Source organism: Actinotalea sp. (genome assembly GCF_041597215.1).
In the GTDB taxonomy this organism is placed as follows: Bacteria; Actinomycetota; Actinomycetes; order Actinomycetales; family Cellulomonadaceae; genus Actinotalea.
The window spans coordinates 1-14,570 of sequence record NZ_JBFHHB010000057.1; the positions used below are offsets into that span (position 1 = coordinate 1).

General features: G+C 72.4%; 13 protein-coding genes, 1 tRNA gene and 1 pseudogene. 3 read left to right on the forward strand and 12 right to left on the reverse strand.

Features of this window, described 5'->3' with window-relative positions:
* Positions 1–128 precede the first annotated feature (128 nt).
* From ABWK99_RS05980 to ABWK99_RS05990, 3 genes are read right to left on the reverse strand one after another with little or no spacing between them, the layout of a single operon-like run.
* Positions 129–611, reverse strand: a complete 483-nt coding sequence (locus ABWK99_RS05980) for a DUF1097 domain-containing protein (RefSeq protein ID WP_372593790.1) — start codon at positions 609–611, stop codon at positions 129–131.
* 25 nt (positions 612–636) lie between these two features.
* Entirely contained in the window at positions 637–1,458 is an 822-nt protein-coding gene (locus tag ABWK99_RS05985; RefSeq protein WP_372593791.1) for a phosphoenolpyruvate hydrolase family protein, read from the reverse strand.
* Between the two features lie 2 nt (positions 1,459–1,460).
* Positions 1,461–2,705 carry a Tm-1-like ATP-binding domain-containing protein gene (locus ABWK99_RS05990; protein WP_372593792.1) on the reverse strand — a complete coding sequence of 415 codons (1,245 nt, stop codon included), beginning with the start codon at positions 2,703–2,705 and terminating at the stop codon, positions 1,461–1,463.
* Positions 2,706–2,877: 172 nt separating this feature from the next.
* On the opposite strand from ABWK99_RS05990, the gene ABWK99_RS05995 reads away from it, so the two are divergent.
* Positions 2,878–4,290, forward strand: a complete 1,413-nt coding sequence (locus tag ABWK99_RS05995; RefSeq protein ID WP_372593793.1) for a PLP-dependent aminotransferase family protein — start codon at positions 2,878–2,880, stop codon at positions 4,288–4,290.
* Positions 4,291–4,352: 62 nt separating this feature from the next.
* On the opposite strand, the gene ABWK99_RS06000 is transcribed toward ABWK99_RS05995, so the two are convergent.
* From ABWK99_RS06000 to ABWK99_RS06030, 7 genes are all read right to left on the reverse strand, one after another.
* Complete coding sequence (locus ABWK99_RS06000) at positions 4,353–5,375, reverse strand: MBL fold metallo-hydrolase (protein WP_372593794.1); 1,023 nt, start codon at positions 5,373–5,375, stop codon at positions 4,353–4,355.
* A gap of 97 nt (positions 5,376–5,472) precedes the next feature.
* The gene (locus ABWK99_RS06005) at positions 5,473–6,210 is read right to left on the reverse strand and encodes a phosphatase PAP2 family protein (protein ID WP_372593795.1); all 738 of its coding nucleotides are present in this window, start codon (positions 6,208–6,210) and stop codon (positions 5,473–5,475) included.
* Positions 6,210–7,526 (reverse strand): hemolysin family protein, encoded by a 1,317-nt coding sequence (locus ABWK99_RS06010; protein WP_372593796.1) that lies wholly within the window; start codon positions 7,524–7,526, stop codon positions 6,210–6,212. The genes ABWK99_RS06005 and ABWK99_RS06010 overlap by 1 nt, the downstream gene beginning before the upstream one ends.
* A gap of 92 nt (positions 7,527–7,618) precedes the next feature.
* Positions 7,619–10,093, reverse strand: a complete 2,475-nt coding sequence (locus tag ABWK99_RS06015; protein ID WP_372593797.1) for a cation-translocating P-type ATPase — start codon at positions 10,091–10,093, stop codon at positions 7,619–7,621.
* A 59-nt stretch (positions 10,094–10,152) separates the two neighbouring features.
* Positions 10,153–10,773, reverse strand: coding sequence for a universal stress protein (locus ABWK99_RS06020; protein ID WP_372593798.1), 621 nt, complete (start codon positions 10,771–10,773; stop codon positions 10,153–10,155).
* A gap of 84 nt (positions 10,774–10,857) precedes the next feature.
* Positions 10,858–11,790 carry a sodium:calcium antiporter gene (locus ABWK99_RS06025; protein WP_372593799.1) on the reverse strand — a complete coding sequence of 311 codons (933 nt, stop codon included), beginning with the start codon at positions 11,788–11,790 and terminating at the stop codon, positions 10,858–10,860.
* 78 nt (positions 11,791–11,868) lie between these two features.
* Positions 11,869–12,645 (reverse strand): universal stress protein, encoded by a 777-nt coding sequence (locus ABWK99_RS06030; RefSeq protein WP_372593800.1) that lies wholly within the window; start codon positions 12,643–12,645, stop codon positions 11,869–11,871.
* 113 nt (positions 12,646–12,758) lie between these two features.
* On the opposite strand from ABWK99_RS06030, the gene ABWK99_RS06035 reads away from it, so the two are divergent.
* Positions 12,759–13,094 (forward strand): hypothetical protein, encoded by a 336-nt coding sequence (locus ABWK99_RS06035; RefSeq protein WP_372593801.1) that lies wholly within the window; start codon positions 12,759–12,761, stop codon positions 13,092–13,094.
* Positions 13,095–13,141: 47 nt separating this feature from the next.
* Positions 13,142–13,726, forward strand: a complete 585-nt coding sequence (gene orn, locus ABWK99_RS06040) for an oligoribonuclease (RefSeq protein WP_372593802.1) — start codon at positions 13,142–13,144, stop codon at positions 13,724–13,726.
* Between the two features lie 91 nt (positions 13,727–13,817).
* On the opposite strand, the gene ABWK99_RS06045 is transcribed toward orn, so the two are convergent.
* Positions 13,818–13,893 (reverse strand) — tRNA-His (locus ABWK99_RS06045).
* An 86-nt stretch (positions 13,894–13,979) separates the two neighbouring features.
* A pseudogene (locus ABWK99_RS06050) lies at positions 13,980–14,570 on the reverse strand (hypothetical protein); the annotation flags it as partial.

Here is a 14,570-nt window from a genome sequence, read left to right on the forward strand (position 1 = left end):
CCTGTGGTGGGCCCCTGACGGGCTGCGCGTCGTGTCACCCGCGGTTGCACCGTGGGGATGGTGCTCCTCCAGGGATGACGAACGGCCCGGCCCCAGGGGGTGGGCCGGGCCGTTCGTCGTCCCTGGGGTCAGACCTTCTCCGAGACCGCCGACTCGACGGCGGGCTTCGCGCCGATCTTGGCGATCAGTCCGCCACCGGCCTCAGAGGCCCAGCCGAGAGCGGCGCCGAGCACGAGCGCGATCGCCGTGGCCTGCCAGTCACCGTTCGTGCCGAAGAAGCAGGAGGTGCCGGCGAAGGCACCCGGGATGAAGCCCAGCCACGAGACCTTGGCCTGGACGACCATCATGCAGGCGCCGATGGCGATGGCGATGCCGAGGCCGCCGGTGAAGCCGAGCACTCCGGCGAACCAGACCATGAGCCAGCCCCACAGGACGCCCGACAGGTTCGCCGGGACGGTCTTGAGGAACCCTTCGCGCTTCCCGCCGGCGGCGTAGAAGCAGGCCCAGGCGATGAACCCGACCCAGGTGATGAGGCCGAGGTCACCGCTGAACTGGCCCCAGAGGCCTGCCAGGATGCCGACGGAGATGCCGATGGCGACAAGAGGATCCACGTTGATTCTCCTTGAGGGGGATGGGTCAGAGGGACAGGGACTTGAAGCGGGCGGCCTGCGCCTTGATCGCGGTCTCGGTGGGCAGGCGCTCCATCGAGGAGGCTCCGTAGAACCCGACGATCCCCTCGGTGTGGTCGAGGATGTACTGCGCGTCGTCCGGCTCCGCGATGGGGCCGCCGTGGCACAGCACGAGGATGTCCGGGTTCACGCGCTTGGCCGCGTCGTGCAGCTCCTGCACCTTGACGGCCGCCTCCTCGAGGGTGATGGCCGTCTGCGCGCCGATGGTCCCGCTGGTGGTCAGGCCCATGTGCGGGACGAGCACGTCAGCGCCGGCCTTGGCCATCGCCGCGGCCTGGTCGGTGTCGAAGGCGTAGGGGGTGGTGAGCAGGTCACGCTCGTGGGCGGCGGCGATCATGTCGATCTCGAGGCCGAAGCTCATTCCCGTCTCCTCGAGGTTCGCCCGGAAGACGCCGTCGATGAGGCCGACCGTCGGGAAGTTCTGCACCCCGGCGAACCCGGCCCGCTTGAGCTCGTCGAGGAAGGGCCCCATGAGGCGGAACGGGTCGGTGCCGTTGACGCCGGCGATGACCGGGGTGTCCTTGACGACGGGGAGCACCTCATTGCCCATCTCCATGACGATCGCGTTCGCGTCGCCGTAGGCCATCAGCCCGGCGAGCGAGCCACGGCCGGCCATCCGGTAGCGGCCGGAGTTGTAGATGATGAGCAGGTCGATCCCGCCGGCCTCCGCCGACTTGGCCGAGAGCCCGGTACCGGCGCCTCCGCCGACGATCGGCTTGCCCGCCTCGACGGTCGCGCGCAGGCGAGCGAGTGCTGTGGTCCTGTCCATGGTCAGTCCTTTCCGGTGGTGCTGGTGCTGGTGATGAGGGAGTGCAGGGTGTCGGCCATCTGCCGGCCGAAGCCCGCGTCGTTGATCGCGCAGTCCACGTCGGTCACCGGAACGGCGGTGCCGTCCAGGCCCCCGTGGATCTCGGCGAAGAGGGCGGCGTCTGCCTCGGCGTCCCGGAACGGCGCCCCGTCGACGTCGATCGCCGACACGCCTCGGGTCGGCAGCAGGACGGCGACGGGTCCGGTGGCGGCCGACACCTTGGTGGCGATCGACCGGCCGAGCTGGGCCATCTCCTCGCGCGTGGTGCGCATCAGGGTGACCGTCGGGTTGTGCACGTAGGTGAGGCGATCGGCGAACTTCGCGGGCACCGTGTCCTCGGGGCCGAAGTTGACCATGTCGAGGGCGCCGACGCTGACCACGTGCGGCAGTCCGACGCGCCCGGCTGCCTCGAGCCGGTGCGGCCCGGCGGAGAGCACCCCGCCGACCAGGTCGTCGGCGAGTTCCGTCGTGGTCAGGTCGAGGATCCCGGCGAGGAACCCCGCCTCGGCGAGCGCCTCCATGGCCTTGCCGCCCGCACCGGTGGCGTGGAACACGAGGACCTCGTAGCCGAGCTCCTCCAGGCGCTCGCGCGCCTCGGTGACCGCGGGAGTGGTGACCCCGAACATCGTCGCGCCGATCAGCGGCTTCTCGTCGGCCGCCGGCTCGCTCGCCGACGCCTCGTAGTGCTGGGCCATCCCGGCGATCGCTGCGACCGCGTTGCCGAAGACCCGGCGCGAGATCGAGTTGATCCCGGCGACGTCGACGACCGAGTACATCAACGTCACATCGGCGACCCCGACGTACGGGCTGACGTCTCCTGCCGCCATGGTCGAGACGAGGACCTTGGGGGTGCCGACCGGCATCGCCTGCATGGCCTGCGCGGCGACGGAGGACCCGCCTGAGCCACCGATCGCGAGGAAGCCGTGCACCGTGCCCTCGTCGACGAGCCTCTTGACCAGGGCGGCACCGCCGCGCGCCATCACGCCCATGCTCGCACCGCGGTCGCGGGCCGCCCGCAGCTCCTCGAGGTCCGCGCCGCCGGCGGCTGCCACCTCGGCGGGGAGGATGTCGGCGATGCCGTTCCCGTCGGAGAAGACGCCCGCGTCGATCAGGAGCGTCTCGCAGCCCTCCTCGCGCAGGCGGTCACGCAACCAGGCGTACTCCTCGCCCTTGGTGTCGAAGGTTCCCAGAAGGACCACTCGTGCCATCGAAATCAGCCTTTCTCCCGGAGCGCAGTCCCCGATGACTGCCGCGTCCGAGCCCCAGCATGGGCGGGGCCACCGACCGTCGACCACGCCAGTTCGACGCAAGTGGACCGCGGCCCGTCGACGCGGTCCGCCTAGCATCGAGGCAGCAGCGTCCCCCACCCGAGGAGCAGAGGTGTCCACTCGCGCAGCCGACTCACGCGTCGAGGCGGCGACCCTCTGCCGACTGCTCGGCGACTGGTCGGACACCGGGCGCACCCTCCCCGATGCCCTGGCCGCTGCGATCGGTGCCCTGGTCGAGGCGAGCGTGCTGCGCGACGGAGCGATCCTGCCCTCGCAGCGAGCCCTGGCGGACGCCCTCGGGGTGTCCCGGGTGACCGTCGCGGAGGCGTACGAGATGCTGGGCACCGCCGACCTCCTCGCTGCACGCCAGGGCTCAGGGTCACGGGTCCGTGGCCGGCCGGGGGCGACGGGGTGGGGATCGAGCAACACGACCGAGGGTCGGCTCGCCTCGCACACCGGGCATCAGACCCACTCGATCGACCTCACCAGCGGGGCCCTTCCGGGACTGCCGATGGTCGCCGAGACCCTCGCATCGCTCCGGGCCGAGGACCTGGCGGATCTCGTCTCCGGCGACGGCTACTACCCGGCGGGGCTGCCGGTCCTGCGCGCGGCCATCGCGGACCGGTACACCAGGGAGGGCTGGCCCACGGACCCCGACGAGGTCCTCGTGACGGGTGGGGCCCAGCAGGCGGTCTGGCTCATCGCACACACCTTCGTCTCCTCGGGGGACGAGGTCGTCGTCGAGGAACCGACCTACCGTGGTTCGCTCGAGGCGTTCCGCGCCTGCGGTGCGCGCCTCCTCGCGGTGCCGATGGGCCCCCACGGCCTGGACGTCTCCCATCTCGCGCGGCTCCTGGAGAGCAGGCAGCCCCGCCTGCTCTACGTGCAGCCCACCGCGCACAACCCCACCGGTGTCACCCTTCCGCAGCCCGAGAGGCGTCGGCTCGCCGAGCTCGTCCGACGGCACGAGCTCCTGACCGTCGAGGACTCCTGCACGGCCGACGTCCTGCTCGATCGCGGCTCCCGCCGGCCGCCGTGGGGTTCCCTCCTTCCCGGGGGCCCCGTCCTCACGATCGGGACGGCCTCCAAGCTCCTGTGGGGCGGGCTGCGGGTGGGCTGGATCCGGGGATCGGCCGGTGCCGTGACCCGGCTCACCGAGGCCCGCAAGGCCGTCGACATGGCAGGTCCGGTACTGGACCAGCTCGTCACCGCGCGGCTGCTCGCACGCGCGGACGAGGCTCTCGCCGAACGTCACGCCCAGCTCGCGACCTCCCTCGAGCGGGCGTCGGACGTGCTGGCGGAGGTGCACCCGGACTGGACGTGGACCCCGCCCAGCGGCGGCACCGGGCTGTGGGTCGACACGGGGACGGACGCGGTTGCCCTGGCGGAGCGTGGTCGCCGGCACGGGGTCCGCGTCGTCCCCGGGCCGACGTCCTCGGTCTTCGGCAGTTTCGGCACGCACCTGCGCCTGCCGTACTGGCATCCGGCCGACCAGTTCCGTGAGGGCCTGCGCCGGCTGCGCTGATCGTCGGCCGTGACGGGCCCGTGCGGAGCCGGCCGCGCGCCGCCGGCTCCGCGCGCCCTGCCTCACCGAGGCGCGAGGTCCAGCTCCAGGAGGTCCTCACCGACCACGACCCGGCCGTCGAAGCCGGTGACCAGGCTCTCCCAGTGCTCGGTGGGCAGCGAGGCCGGGACCAGGTGCGTGAGCACGAGGGTCCCGACACCGGCGGCCTGCGCGACCGCCCCGACCTGGTCGGTCGACGTGTGCTTGCCCAGGACCGTCGCCACCGCGCGCTCCTGGGCGGGGCCCAACGGCCCGGGCCCGAACTGCCAGCTGCCGTACCGGGCGTCGATCACCTCGTGCACGAGCACGTCGGCCCCGCTGGCCAGCCGCACGAGGTTCTCGGACGGGACCGTGTCCCCGGAGAACACGACCGAGCCGTCCGCCGTGTCGAAGCGGTAGGCCAGGCACGGGAACATCGCCCCGTGCTCCACGAGCGTCGCGGTCACCCGGACCGTGTCGTCCTGCATGACGAGCCAGGGGTCGACCGTCGGGCACGTGCCTCGGTCGAGGTCGACCGGCACCGGGGGCAGGAGGTCGTGGCTCCGCAGGAGGGCGAAGGGGTTGCGCCGGCCGGCCGCCAGGATCCGGTCGTTCAGGTCGGTGGCGAAGGCCTCGAGAAGGTGACGCACGAAGGTGCTCGTCCCTGGGGTCGGCTCCGACGGGCGCACGACGGGGTTGCCCGGCGTCGGGACCGCGGCGAGCGGACCGCGGGATCCCGGGCCCCAGACGTCCACCGGGACGTCCTGCGGCCAGCCCTGGAGGAATCCGCAGTGCACGAGGTTCGCCAGGTCCATCGTGTGGTCGGAGTGCAGGTGCGTCAGGTAGATGCCGCGCAGTCCGCTGAACGCCCCGGCCGGGCCGTGACCGCCGATGTCGGCGAAGGTCAGCTGACGCGCGACGCCCTGGCCCGCGTCGACGAGGTGCACCTGGCCGTCGACCACGAGGGCGGAGGCGATGCCCTGCCGTGCGACCGTGGGGCTGCCGTCCAGGGGGAAGGTCGCGGAGCCGCCGGCGGTGCCCAGCAGGATCAAGCGGGTGCGTGACACGGTCTCTCTCCACGACGACGGGCACAGGGCTGCGTCGAGCATCGCGCGGCGGACGACGCCGCCGCCAGGCCAATCCGACCAGGATGGACCGTATCTCTCAGCGAGAGGTCCGGCGTGCGCCTCCGTGCCGACCGTCGATGAGCACGACAGCTCCGAGCACCGCGACACCGAGCGCGACCGAGGCCGCCACGTCCGTGACGAAGTGGTAGCCGAGGTAGAGCCTGCTCAGCGCGACCACACCGACGGTGACTCCCGCGGCGACGCACCACAGCACCAAGGACCGTGGGGTCGGCCGGCGGATCCAGAGCAGGTAGGCGACGACCAGGGCCAGCGTCGCAGCGCCGGCGGTGTGTCCCGACGGGAAGGAGTACGTCGACTCGAGCCCGGGGACGAGCTGGCTGTCGAGCGCAGGCCGAGGCCGGGCGATCACGAGCTTGAGGGTGAAGGCCACGGCGCTCGACCCGAGCATCGCGCCCAGCAGCAGGAGCACGGGCCACCACTCCTTGCGCCACAGTCCCCAGCCGAGCCCGCCCAACCCGACGAGGACGGGCAGGACCACGGGGCCGAAGACGGTCGTGACCGCCGTGAGGACCGCCGTGACGACCGGGCTGCGCGCCGCGGCGAGCCACTCCAGGACGGGCGTGTCGAGCGAGGCGAGGTCGTCCATCTCCCGCACGGCGTCGAGCACCCCGAGGAAGGCGGCGACCCCCGCCACCAGGAGGCCGAGCCCGACCGCACGGGCCACCCGCGAGCTGTCCGCCCGCAGCAGGTCCGCCTGGCGGCGAACCGCGGCGAGGAGGGCACCGAGGCGCTCGCGACGAGTGGGGCTGGGCATCACCCGATGATCTCAGAGGGTCGGGGGCTCTCGCCTCTCTCCTCGCCCGGCCCGGCCCGGGTGAGCCGCACACTGCTGATCGCGTGCCCGACGACCGCTGTCACCTCGATGCGCCAGCCGCCGGTCACGACGACCTCCCCCGGAGCGGTCGGGACGTGGCCGAGGGCTGCCAGCACGAGACCGGCGAGCGTCGTGGCCTCCCCGTGCGGTCGAGGCGCCAGCTCGACGCCGACGTCCGGCAGGTCGTGCAGGGGGAAGTGCCCGGGCAGCAGGAGCGAGCCGTCGGGCTGCCGGACGACGGCCCTGACGTCACGGTCGGTCTCGTCGTAGATCTCGCCGACCACCTCCTCGAGGAGGTCCTCCAGCGTGACGATCCCGTCCACCCCGCCGTGCTCGTCGACCACCAGCGCGAGCTGCTGATGCTCCGCCTTGAACCGTCGCAACGCGTCGGCGACCGGTAGCGACTCCGGAAGGAGCATCGCCGGTCGCACCTGGTCGCCTGCTGTCCCCTCACCGTGCACGACCAGGTCCTGGAGGGTGACCACCCCCACCACGTCGTCGAGGCCCCCGCCGCGCACCACCGGGGCCCGGGAGTACCCCGACACGGCGAGTGCCGTCCTCGCCTCGGCGACGGGGTCGTCCGCGCGGAGCACGAAGACGTGCAGCCGCGGGACGAGGACCTCACGCAGCGCCCGGTGGGTGATCTCGACCGCCCCGGCGATGATCTCGCGCTGCTCCGGGGTGAACCCGCCGTGACCGGTGACCAGATCCCGCAGCTCCGCCGGGCTGATCTCGTCCCGTGGTTCCTTGGGATCGAGACCGACGAGGCGCACGAGCGCGTCGGTCACGCCGCCGAGCAGCCATACGGCGGGATGGGCGAGTCGGGACAGGACGTCGAGGGGTCGGGCCACCGCGAGCGCCCATCGTTCGGCACGCTGCAGCGCGATCCGCTTGGGGGCCAGCTCGCCGAGAACGAGCATGAGGAAGGTGAGGACGACGGTCACGCCGAGGATCGCGACGGGCTCGGCTGCCGCGCCGAGGAACCCGAGGAGCGGGACGAGGGGCTCGGCGAGCGAGACCGCTGCCGTCGCAGCCGCGAGGAAGCCGGCCAGCGTGATGCCGATCTGGATCGTCGCGAGGTAGCGCTTCGGGTCGCGAGCGAGCCGGGCGAGGGTCCTGCCGCGAGCACCGCTGCCCTCCAGACCCCTGAGCTTGCTCTCCCGCAGCGAGACCAGGGCGATCTCGGAGCCGGCGAACCATGCGTTGAGCACGATCAGCACCACCAGGAGCGCCAGTTGGTAGCCGACGGAGTCCACGGGCGCCCCTCTCAGCTCGTCCGGCCCTGCGTACCGCCATCCTGCCGTGGCTCAGTCGCTCCAACCACCGATCGGCTCCCGACGCCCGGTGCTCAGTCGGGCTCGGTCGTCGCGCGGGCGAGCAGGAAGGCCCCGACGACGGACAGCCCGAGCGCCGCAGCGATCACGCCGAAGGCCCCGAGGTCGAGGAGCTCGAGAGACAGCAGGGTGCGCAGACCGGGGAGCGCGACGGTCGCGACCTGGACGAGCACGCTGACCAGGACGATCGTGTTGAGGACCCGGTTGGGGACCGGCCGGGAGCTGATCACCCGGGCGGGGTAGACGAAGGCGAGCTGGGCGAGCGACTCGTAGAGGAAGACGGCGGTGCGTGCCTGGTCGCCGCTGTACCCGAGCTCGGGGAGCCAGAAGAAGAGCGCGATGCCGAGCGAGGCCTTCAGGGCTCCGCTCCACAGGATGAAGCGCGTGCACCCGCGGGTGAGCAGCGGCGCGGACGGCGCTCGCGGACGCCGCGACATCACGTCGGGGTTGCGGTCCAGCCCGAGGGCGAGCGCCGGGGGTCCGTCGGCGATGACGTTGATCCACAGCAGCTGGGCGGCCGTCAACGGGACGAGCAGGTTGCCCAGGTTGTCCCGCAGACCGACGATCGCAGCACCCACGACCCCGGCCACGATGAGGATGACGAGCGCGACGTTGGTGGAGAAGAGGAAGCGGAGGAACTTCTGGATGTTGTCGTAGATCCCGCGGCCCTCCTCGACCGCGGCGGCGATGGTGGCGAAGTTGTCGTCGAGGAGGACGAGGTCCGCGACCTCACGGCTGACGTCGCTGCCCCGCTGGCCCATGGCGACGCCGACGTCCGACCGCTTCAGGGCCGGCGCGTCGTTGACCCCGTCACCGGTCATGGCGACGATCTCCCCGCTCGCCTTGAGCGCGCTGACCAGCGCGAGCTTGTGCTCGGGACTGACCCGCGCGAACACGCTCACCTCGGCGACCGCCTCGCGGAGCTCGTCGGGACCGAGCCGGTCCAGGTCGTCGCCGGTCAGGGCGCGGGAGGACGGGATGCCGATCCGCTCGGCGATCGTCAACGCCGTTGACGGGTGGTCACCGGTGATCATGAGGACCCGGATGCCGGCGGCGTGCGCGCTGGCGATCGCTCCCGGCACCTCGGGCCGCGGCGGGTCCCACAACCACGCGACGCCCAACCAGACCACGTGCTCCTCGCGGTCGTCGGGAGACCAGGCGAGACCCAGCACGCGGTACCCCTGCGCCGCCGCGGCCTCGTTGCGCGCCTCCCAGTCCTTCCTGGTGGCCTCGTCGAGGTCGCTGCGTTCCAGGAGCACCTCCGCTGCGCCCTTGAGGTAGGAGACGACCCGGCCGTCCTCGACCACGCTGACGCGCATGAACCGCCATGCGGAGTCGAAGGGCCGCACCGACTGGCGCGGGTGCTCCGCCCGCAGGGCGACCGGGTCGACCCCATGGGCGTCGGCATAGGCGTACAGACCCAGCTCGAGCGCATCGCCGACCTCGCCGAGCGGCTCGGCGTCGGCGGCGAGCACCATCGCCCGCAGGGCGCGGCCCGGGTCGGGCGAGTCGAGGTTCTGCACGGACATCGAGTTCTCGGTGAGCGTGCCGGTCTTGTCCGTGGCGATCACGGTGACCGACCCCAGCGCCTCCACCGCGGACAGCCGCCGGACGACGGCCTTGCGGACGCTCATCCGCTCGGTGCCGAGCGCGAGGGTCAGGGTCAGGACCGCCGGCAGCCCTTCCGGCACCGCGGCCACGGCGACCGCGACCGCGAACAGCAGCGCCTCGTCGAGCTGCTCGATCCCGTCGATGAGGACTCCGCCGACGGTCAGCACGACGGCGAGCAGGGCGATCCACCGTGCGATCCGGTGCCCGAAGTGGTCCATGCGCCGTTCGAGCGGGGTGCGCTCCATCGTGACGCCGGCCAGCATCGTCGCGATCCGACCCATCGCCGAGTCCGCGCCCGTCCGGCCGACCTCGATCCAGGCCAGCCCGCGCACGGCGAGCGTCCCGGACAGCGCAGGTTCGCCGATCCCCCGCTCGACGGGGACCGACTCCCCGGTGAGGACCGACTCGTCGACCTGCAGCGCCTGCTCGCTGGTGAGCAGCCCGTCGGCGGGGATGCGGTCACCGGCCTCCACCCGTACGAGGTCGCCCGGGACGAGCAGCGTCGCGTCGATCATGCTGATCTCGCCGTCCCGCAGCACGCAGACCCGCGGCGCAGCGAGCTCCTGGAGTCGCTTGAGGGCGTCCTCGGCCCGGTACTCCTGCCAGACGCCCATCGCCGTGTTGAAGACGAGGATCGTGGCGATCGCCAGGGACTCGAAGGGCCACTCCTGCGTGCCCTCGGCGATCCAGACCGCCAGGTCGAAGCCCAGGGCGAAGAGCAGGATGTAGATGATCGAGCTCCGCAGCTGACGCGCGACCCGTGCCCACCACGGGTCCGGGCGCGCGGCGGGCAGCGCGTTCGGGCCGTGGACCTCCAGCCGGGCGCGTGCCTCCTCGCTCGTCAGGCCCCGGAACCCACCGGCTCGCGGCTCACTCATGGCGGGCGCTCACGCGACCGGGTGGAGCTCGGGCGCTGACGCGGGCCGGAACCGGATCCTCATGGGCGCGGCCCTGCCGCCGGGTCACCACCGACGACCAGGACGGGCACCGGCGACCGCGACACCAGTCCGGTGCAGACGCTGCCCATCACGCGCTCGGAGAGCCCGCTCCCCCGCGGGCCGACGACGATGAGGTCGACTCCGTGCTCGGCGGCGAACGCGAGCAGGGCGTCCACCGGGGGTCCGACCAGCAGCGCCTCGGTCGGGTCGGCGGGGGCCTGCCGGGCCTTGACGGCGTGCAGCATCTCCCAGGCGGCCGGCTCTGCCCCGTCCTCGCGGTCCTCGTCGGTGTCGTAGTCGATCACCGTCGCGAGCGTCATCCTGCCCACCTGCCCGCCGAGGAGCCCGACGGCCGTCACCGCGGCCCGCTCGGCGGCCGCCGAGCCGTCGATGCCGACGAGCACGTGCAGGCCCGGCCCCACCGAGCCCTGCACCAGCTGCTCGAGGTGCGGCGCGTCCGCCTCCGAGCGCTCACGGAAGACGAGCCACGCCATCGGTCCGAGGAGGATGCCGAAGACGATCCAGATCCAGTGCCGGTGGCCCCGCCGCATGAGGACGAGGGTCGCGAACAGACCCGAGATCAACCAGATCGACAGGATGCTCACCTGCGTCGTCGTCATCGTGCGACCTCCGCTTCAGCCGGGCGGTGGACTCTTCCTTCACCCTATGCCGATCCGGTGCCGTGCGACCGGCGAACCCTGGGCTCACGCCCCCCGGAAGCTGAGCAGCACGACGAGGTACCCGGCGTAGAGAGAGACCAGGAGGGCGCCGCGGCGGCGACCGAGCCGGTTCCGGGAACCCGGCAGCACGAGCAGCAGGCTGAGGACACCCGCGGCGACCGTCAGTGCGATCTCCGAGACGGCGACGTCGATCGGGGTGATGACCGAGGCGACGCCGATGACGAGCAGACCGTTGAAGATGTTGCTGCCGAGCACCGTGCCCACGCTCACGGCGTCGTACCCCCGGACGCGAGCCATGATCGTCGTCGCCAGCTCCGGGGTGGAGGTGCCCACCGCCACGAGCAGCGCGCCCACGGTGAACGCGTCCCAGCCGAGGAGCTCCCCGATGCCCTTCGCCGCGAGCACGATGAGCCTCCCCGCCACGACGAGCAGGACGAGACCGGCGACGGCGTCCCGCACGACCGCCCGGCGCCGGCCGGGAGGCGCGAGCACGGCAACGGTCCCGTCCCGCTCGTGCACGGCCTGTCGGATGGTCACGACGAGCCACGCGCCGAACGACGCCAGGAGGATCCCGCCGTCGATCCGGCTGATCGTGCCGTCCGCCGCGAGCCCGAGCGTGACCAGCGGGGCGATGAGGGCGACGGGGAGGTCACGGTTGAGGTCGGCACGCCGCGGGGTGAGGCCGGCGATCGCGAGCGCGACCCCGAGCACCAGGGCGACGTTGACCACATTGCTGCCGAGGGCGTCACCGAGGGCCACCTCCGGCGTGCCCTCGAGAGCGGAGTTCACCCCGACCGACAGCTCAGGGCTCGAGGTGGCGAACGCCGCGACGGTCGCCCCGACGATCCCGGGCGCGACCCGCAGCCGCACGGCGAGACCCACCAGCCCCCGGACGAAGAGCTCCCCACCCGCTGCCGCGGCAGCGATGCCGAGGACGACGAGGACGACGGGCGTCATCGTCTCACCGCACCCTCCCCCGGCCCCGCGCCGGCGCTCGTCGCCCGCACCGGGCGGCCGCAGCCGGACCTTGACCGGTCACTGCTCGGCGGAGTGGGCGAGGAGGAGGTTCGCGGTCCGGTCCTTGAGGAGCGCCGAGACGGTCGAGCCGGCCGTGAGTCGCGCCAGCCCGGTCAGGCCCCTGGTGCCGAGGACGACGAGGTCGGGGCACTGCTCACGGACGTGGGCCGGGATCTCACGACGCGCCGCACCGACCCGGCGGACGACGGCCGGGGGGCGCCGTCCGGCGAACGTCGCCTCGGCCTCGGTGAGCGCTCGGTCGACGTCGGTGGCCCCGTCGTCGACAGCGACGAGAGTCACCTCGAGGCCGTCCGACCACGGGAGCGAGTGGAAGGTCTCGAGCGCCCGTCTGGCCGAGGTGCTGCCGTCGACGCAGATCGCGACGGTCCGGGTGACGTGACCGTGCACCGCGACGAGCAGCGGGACCGACGGTCGCACCACGAGCCACTCGGTCGTGCTCCCGGCCCAGAGCCCGCCGAGGTGCCCGTGGTGGTGGCTGCCCAGCACGACCAGCGCCGCATCCGACCGCTCGAAGAGCACCACCCGGGGATCGCCCACGACGTCCAGGTGGTCGACGCTCACGAAGGCCGCCGACTCGGGTGCTGTGCGCGGGACGCTCCGCACCGGCCCCCTGACAGGTCCACCGGGGAAGGGCGCCTCGGTGACGGTCACGGACTCGAGCGCCCATCCCTGCCATCGATGACTGGTCACCCACAACCACGCGACATCCGACGACGGGGCGCCGTCATCGGCCATGACGAGCACCGGTCGTTCCACGACAGCAGCATCGCTCACGGGGACCGCCTCCCTCGGTCCTCGGATTCTATTCGCCGCACGCGATCCCCGCTGGCGGTCGTCCGCCGCGGACCCGGGCATGATGGACCGATGCGCTACAGGGTGACCGCCTGATGGGCCGGCACGCGGCCGGTCCCCCGCAGGACGAGGGTCGGGACGAGGCCACCGACGGCATGCCCGCTGCTCCCCCCGCAGAGGGGACCGGGGCGCCCGTCCCCTCCGGGACCGGTGGACCCCGCGAGGACGGATGGCTGCGCGAGGCCCTGGTCATGGGTGGGACCGGCGCCGTGGCCACCGGCGCGGTGCTGGCCTGGGCCGTCGGGGCGTGGTGGGTCGCCGCGCTCGGCGCGGTGGGCGCAGCCGTCGTCATCGTCGGAGCGGTCTGGGTCGCACGCTCGGTACCCGCTCCCGGGCCACGACCCGAGGGACCCCCTAAGGTGGACCGGTGAGCGCGCCGACACCCCCGAATGACAAGATCGTCTGGATCGACTGCGAGATGACCGGGCTCGACCTGGCGAAGGACGCTCTCGTCGAGATCGCCGTCGTGGTGACGGACTCCGAGCTCAACGTCCTGGACGAGGGCATCGACGTGGTCATCACCCCGCCCGTCGAGGCGCTGGAGCAGATGGACCCCTTCGTCCGGACGATGCACACGACCTCGGGACTCCTCGAGGAGCTCCCCGCGGGGATGACTCTCGCCGAGGCACAGGACGCGGTCATGGCCTACCTGCGCGAGCGCGTCGAGCCGGGCAAGGCGCCACTGGCCGGGAACTCGGTGGGCACGGACAAGGCGTTCCTCGACCGCGACATGCCGGACCTCGTCGGGCACCTGCACTACCGCGTGGTCGACGTCTCGTCCGTCAAGGAGCTCGCGCGCCGCTGGTACCCGCGCATCTACTTCGCCTCCCCCGACAAGCACGGCGGGCACCGCGCCCTCGCGGACATCCTGGAGAGCATCGACGAGCTGCGGTACTACCGCGCGGCGATGATGGTCGCCCAGCCCGGTCCCGACTCCAAGGCCGCGAAGGCGATCGCCGCAGAGGTCGTCGCGACGAGCGTGGCGCGGGCCGCAGGGGCCTGAGGCCCCGCAGGTCCGCGGTGCGGTCGGCTGGGGCGGCCGGGCGGTGCCGAGAACGAGAACGCTCCGGGCACCTGAGGTGCCCGGAGCGGGATGGGGTGGCTAACGGGACTTGAACCCGCGACCCCCTGGACCACAACCAGGTGCTCTACCGACTGAGCTATAGCCACCACGGCCGGCGAGCCGTGGCTCGGACCGCCGTGAAGTCTACCGGCTCCGCGGGGGTGCTGCGGACACCTCCCTCGGAGGGGTGACCTCAGCGCGGGACGCGCGAGATGATCACGTCCACGAAGCGCCCGACGGAGCCCTCGCAGTACTCGAAGAACAACGAGGGCTCGACCATCTCCAGCTCCATGAGCACGGGGTTGCCGTCGTCGTCCTTGACGAAGTCGACGCGGTGGTAGAGGAACTTCTCCGAGTCGACGGGCACTCCGTGCGAGGACGCCGTCAGGAGCTCGCGTGCCGTGCGCACGACGGTGCGTGCCGCCTCGATCTCGGCCTCGGTGGCCGTCACCGGGCTGATCCGCTCCTCCTTGTAGATGCCGTCGACGGCGACCTCCGGGCCGTCGAGCATGGCGCCCTTGAGGATCGAGTGCGAGTACTCCCCGGCGAAGAACACGTGTGCGTGCTCGCCCTCGGTGTCCACGCTCGTCAGGTAGCGCTGGACCATCACGGTGCGGTCGGACTCCAGGAGTCGCTTGGCGTGGGTGATCGCCAGCCCGCGCGAACCCGCGTCGATGGCCGTGTAGCGGCCGGTGTCACGGGACCCGGCGGAGACCGCCGGCTTTATGACCAGGTCACCGCTCGCCGGGAATCGGGTGTGCAGCGCACGGGAGGACAGGTGACG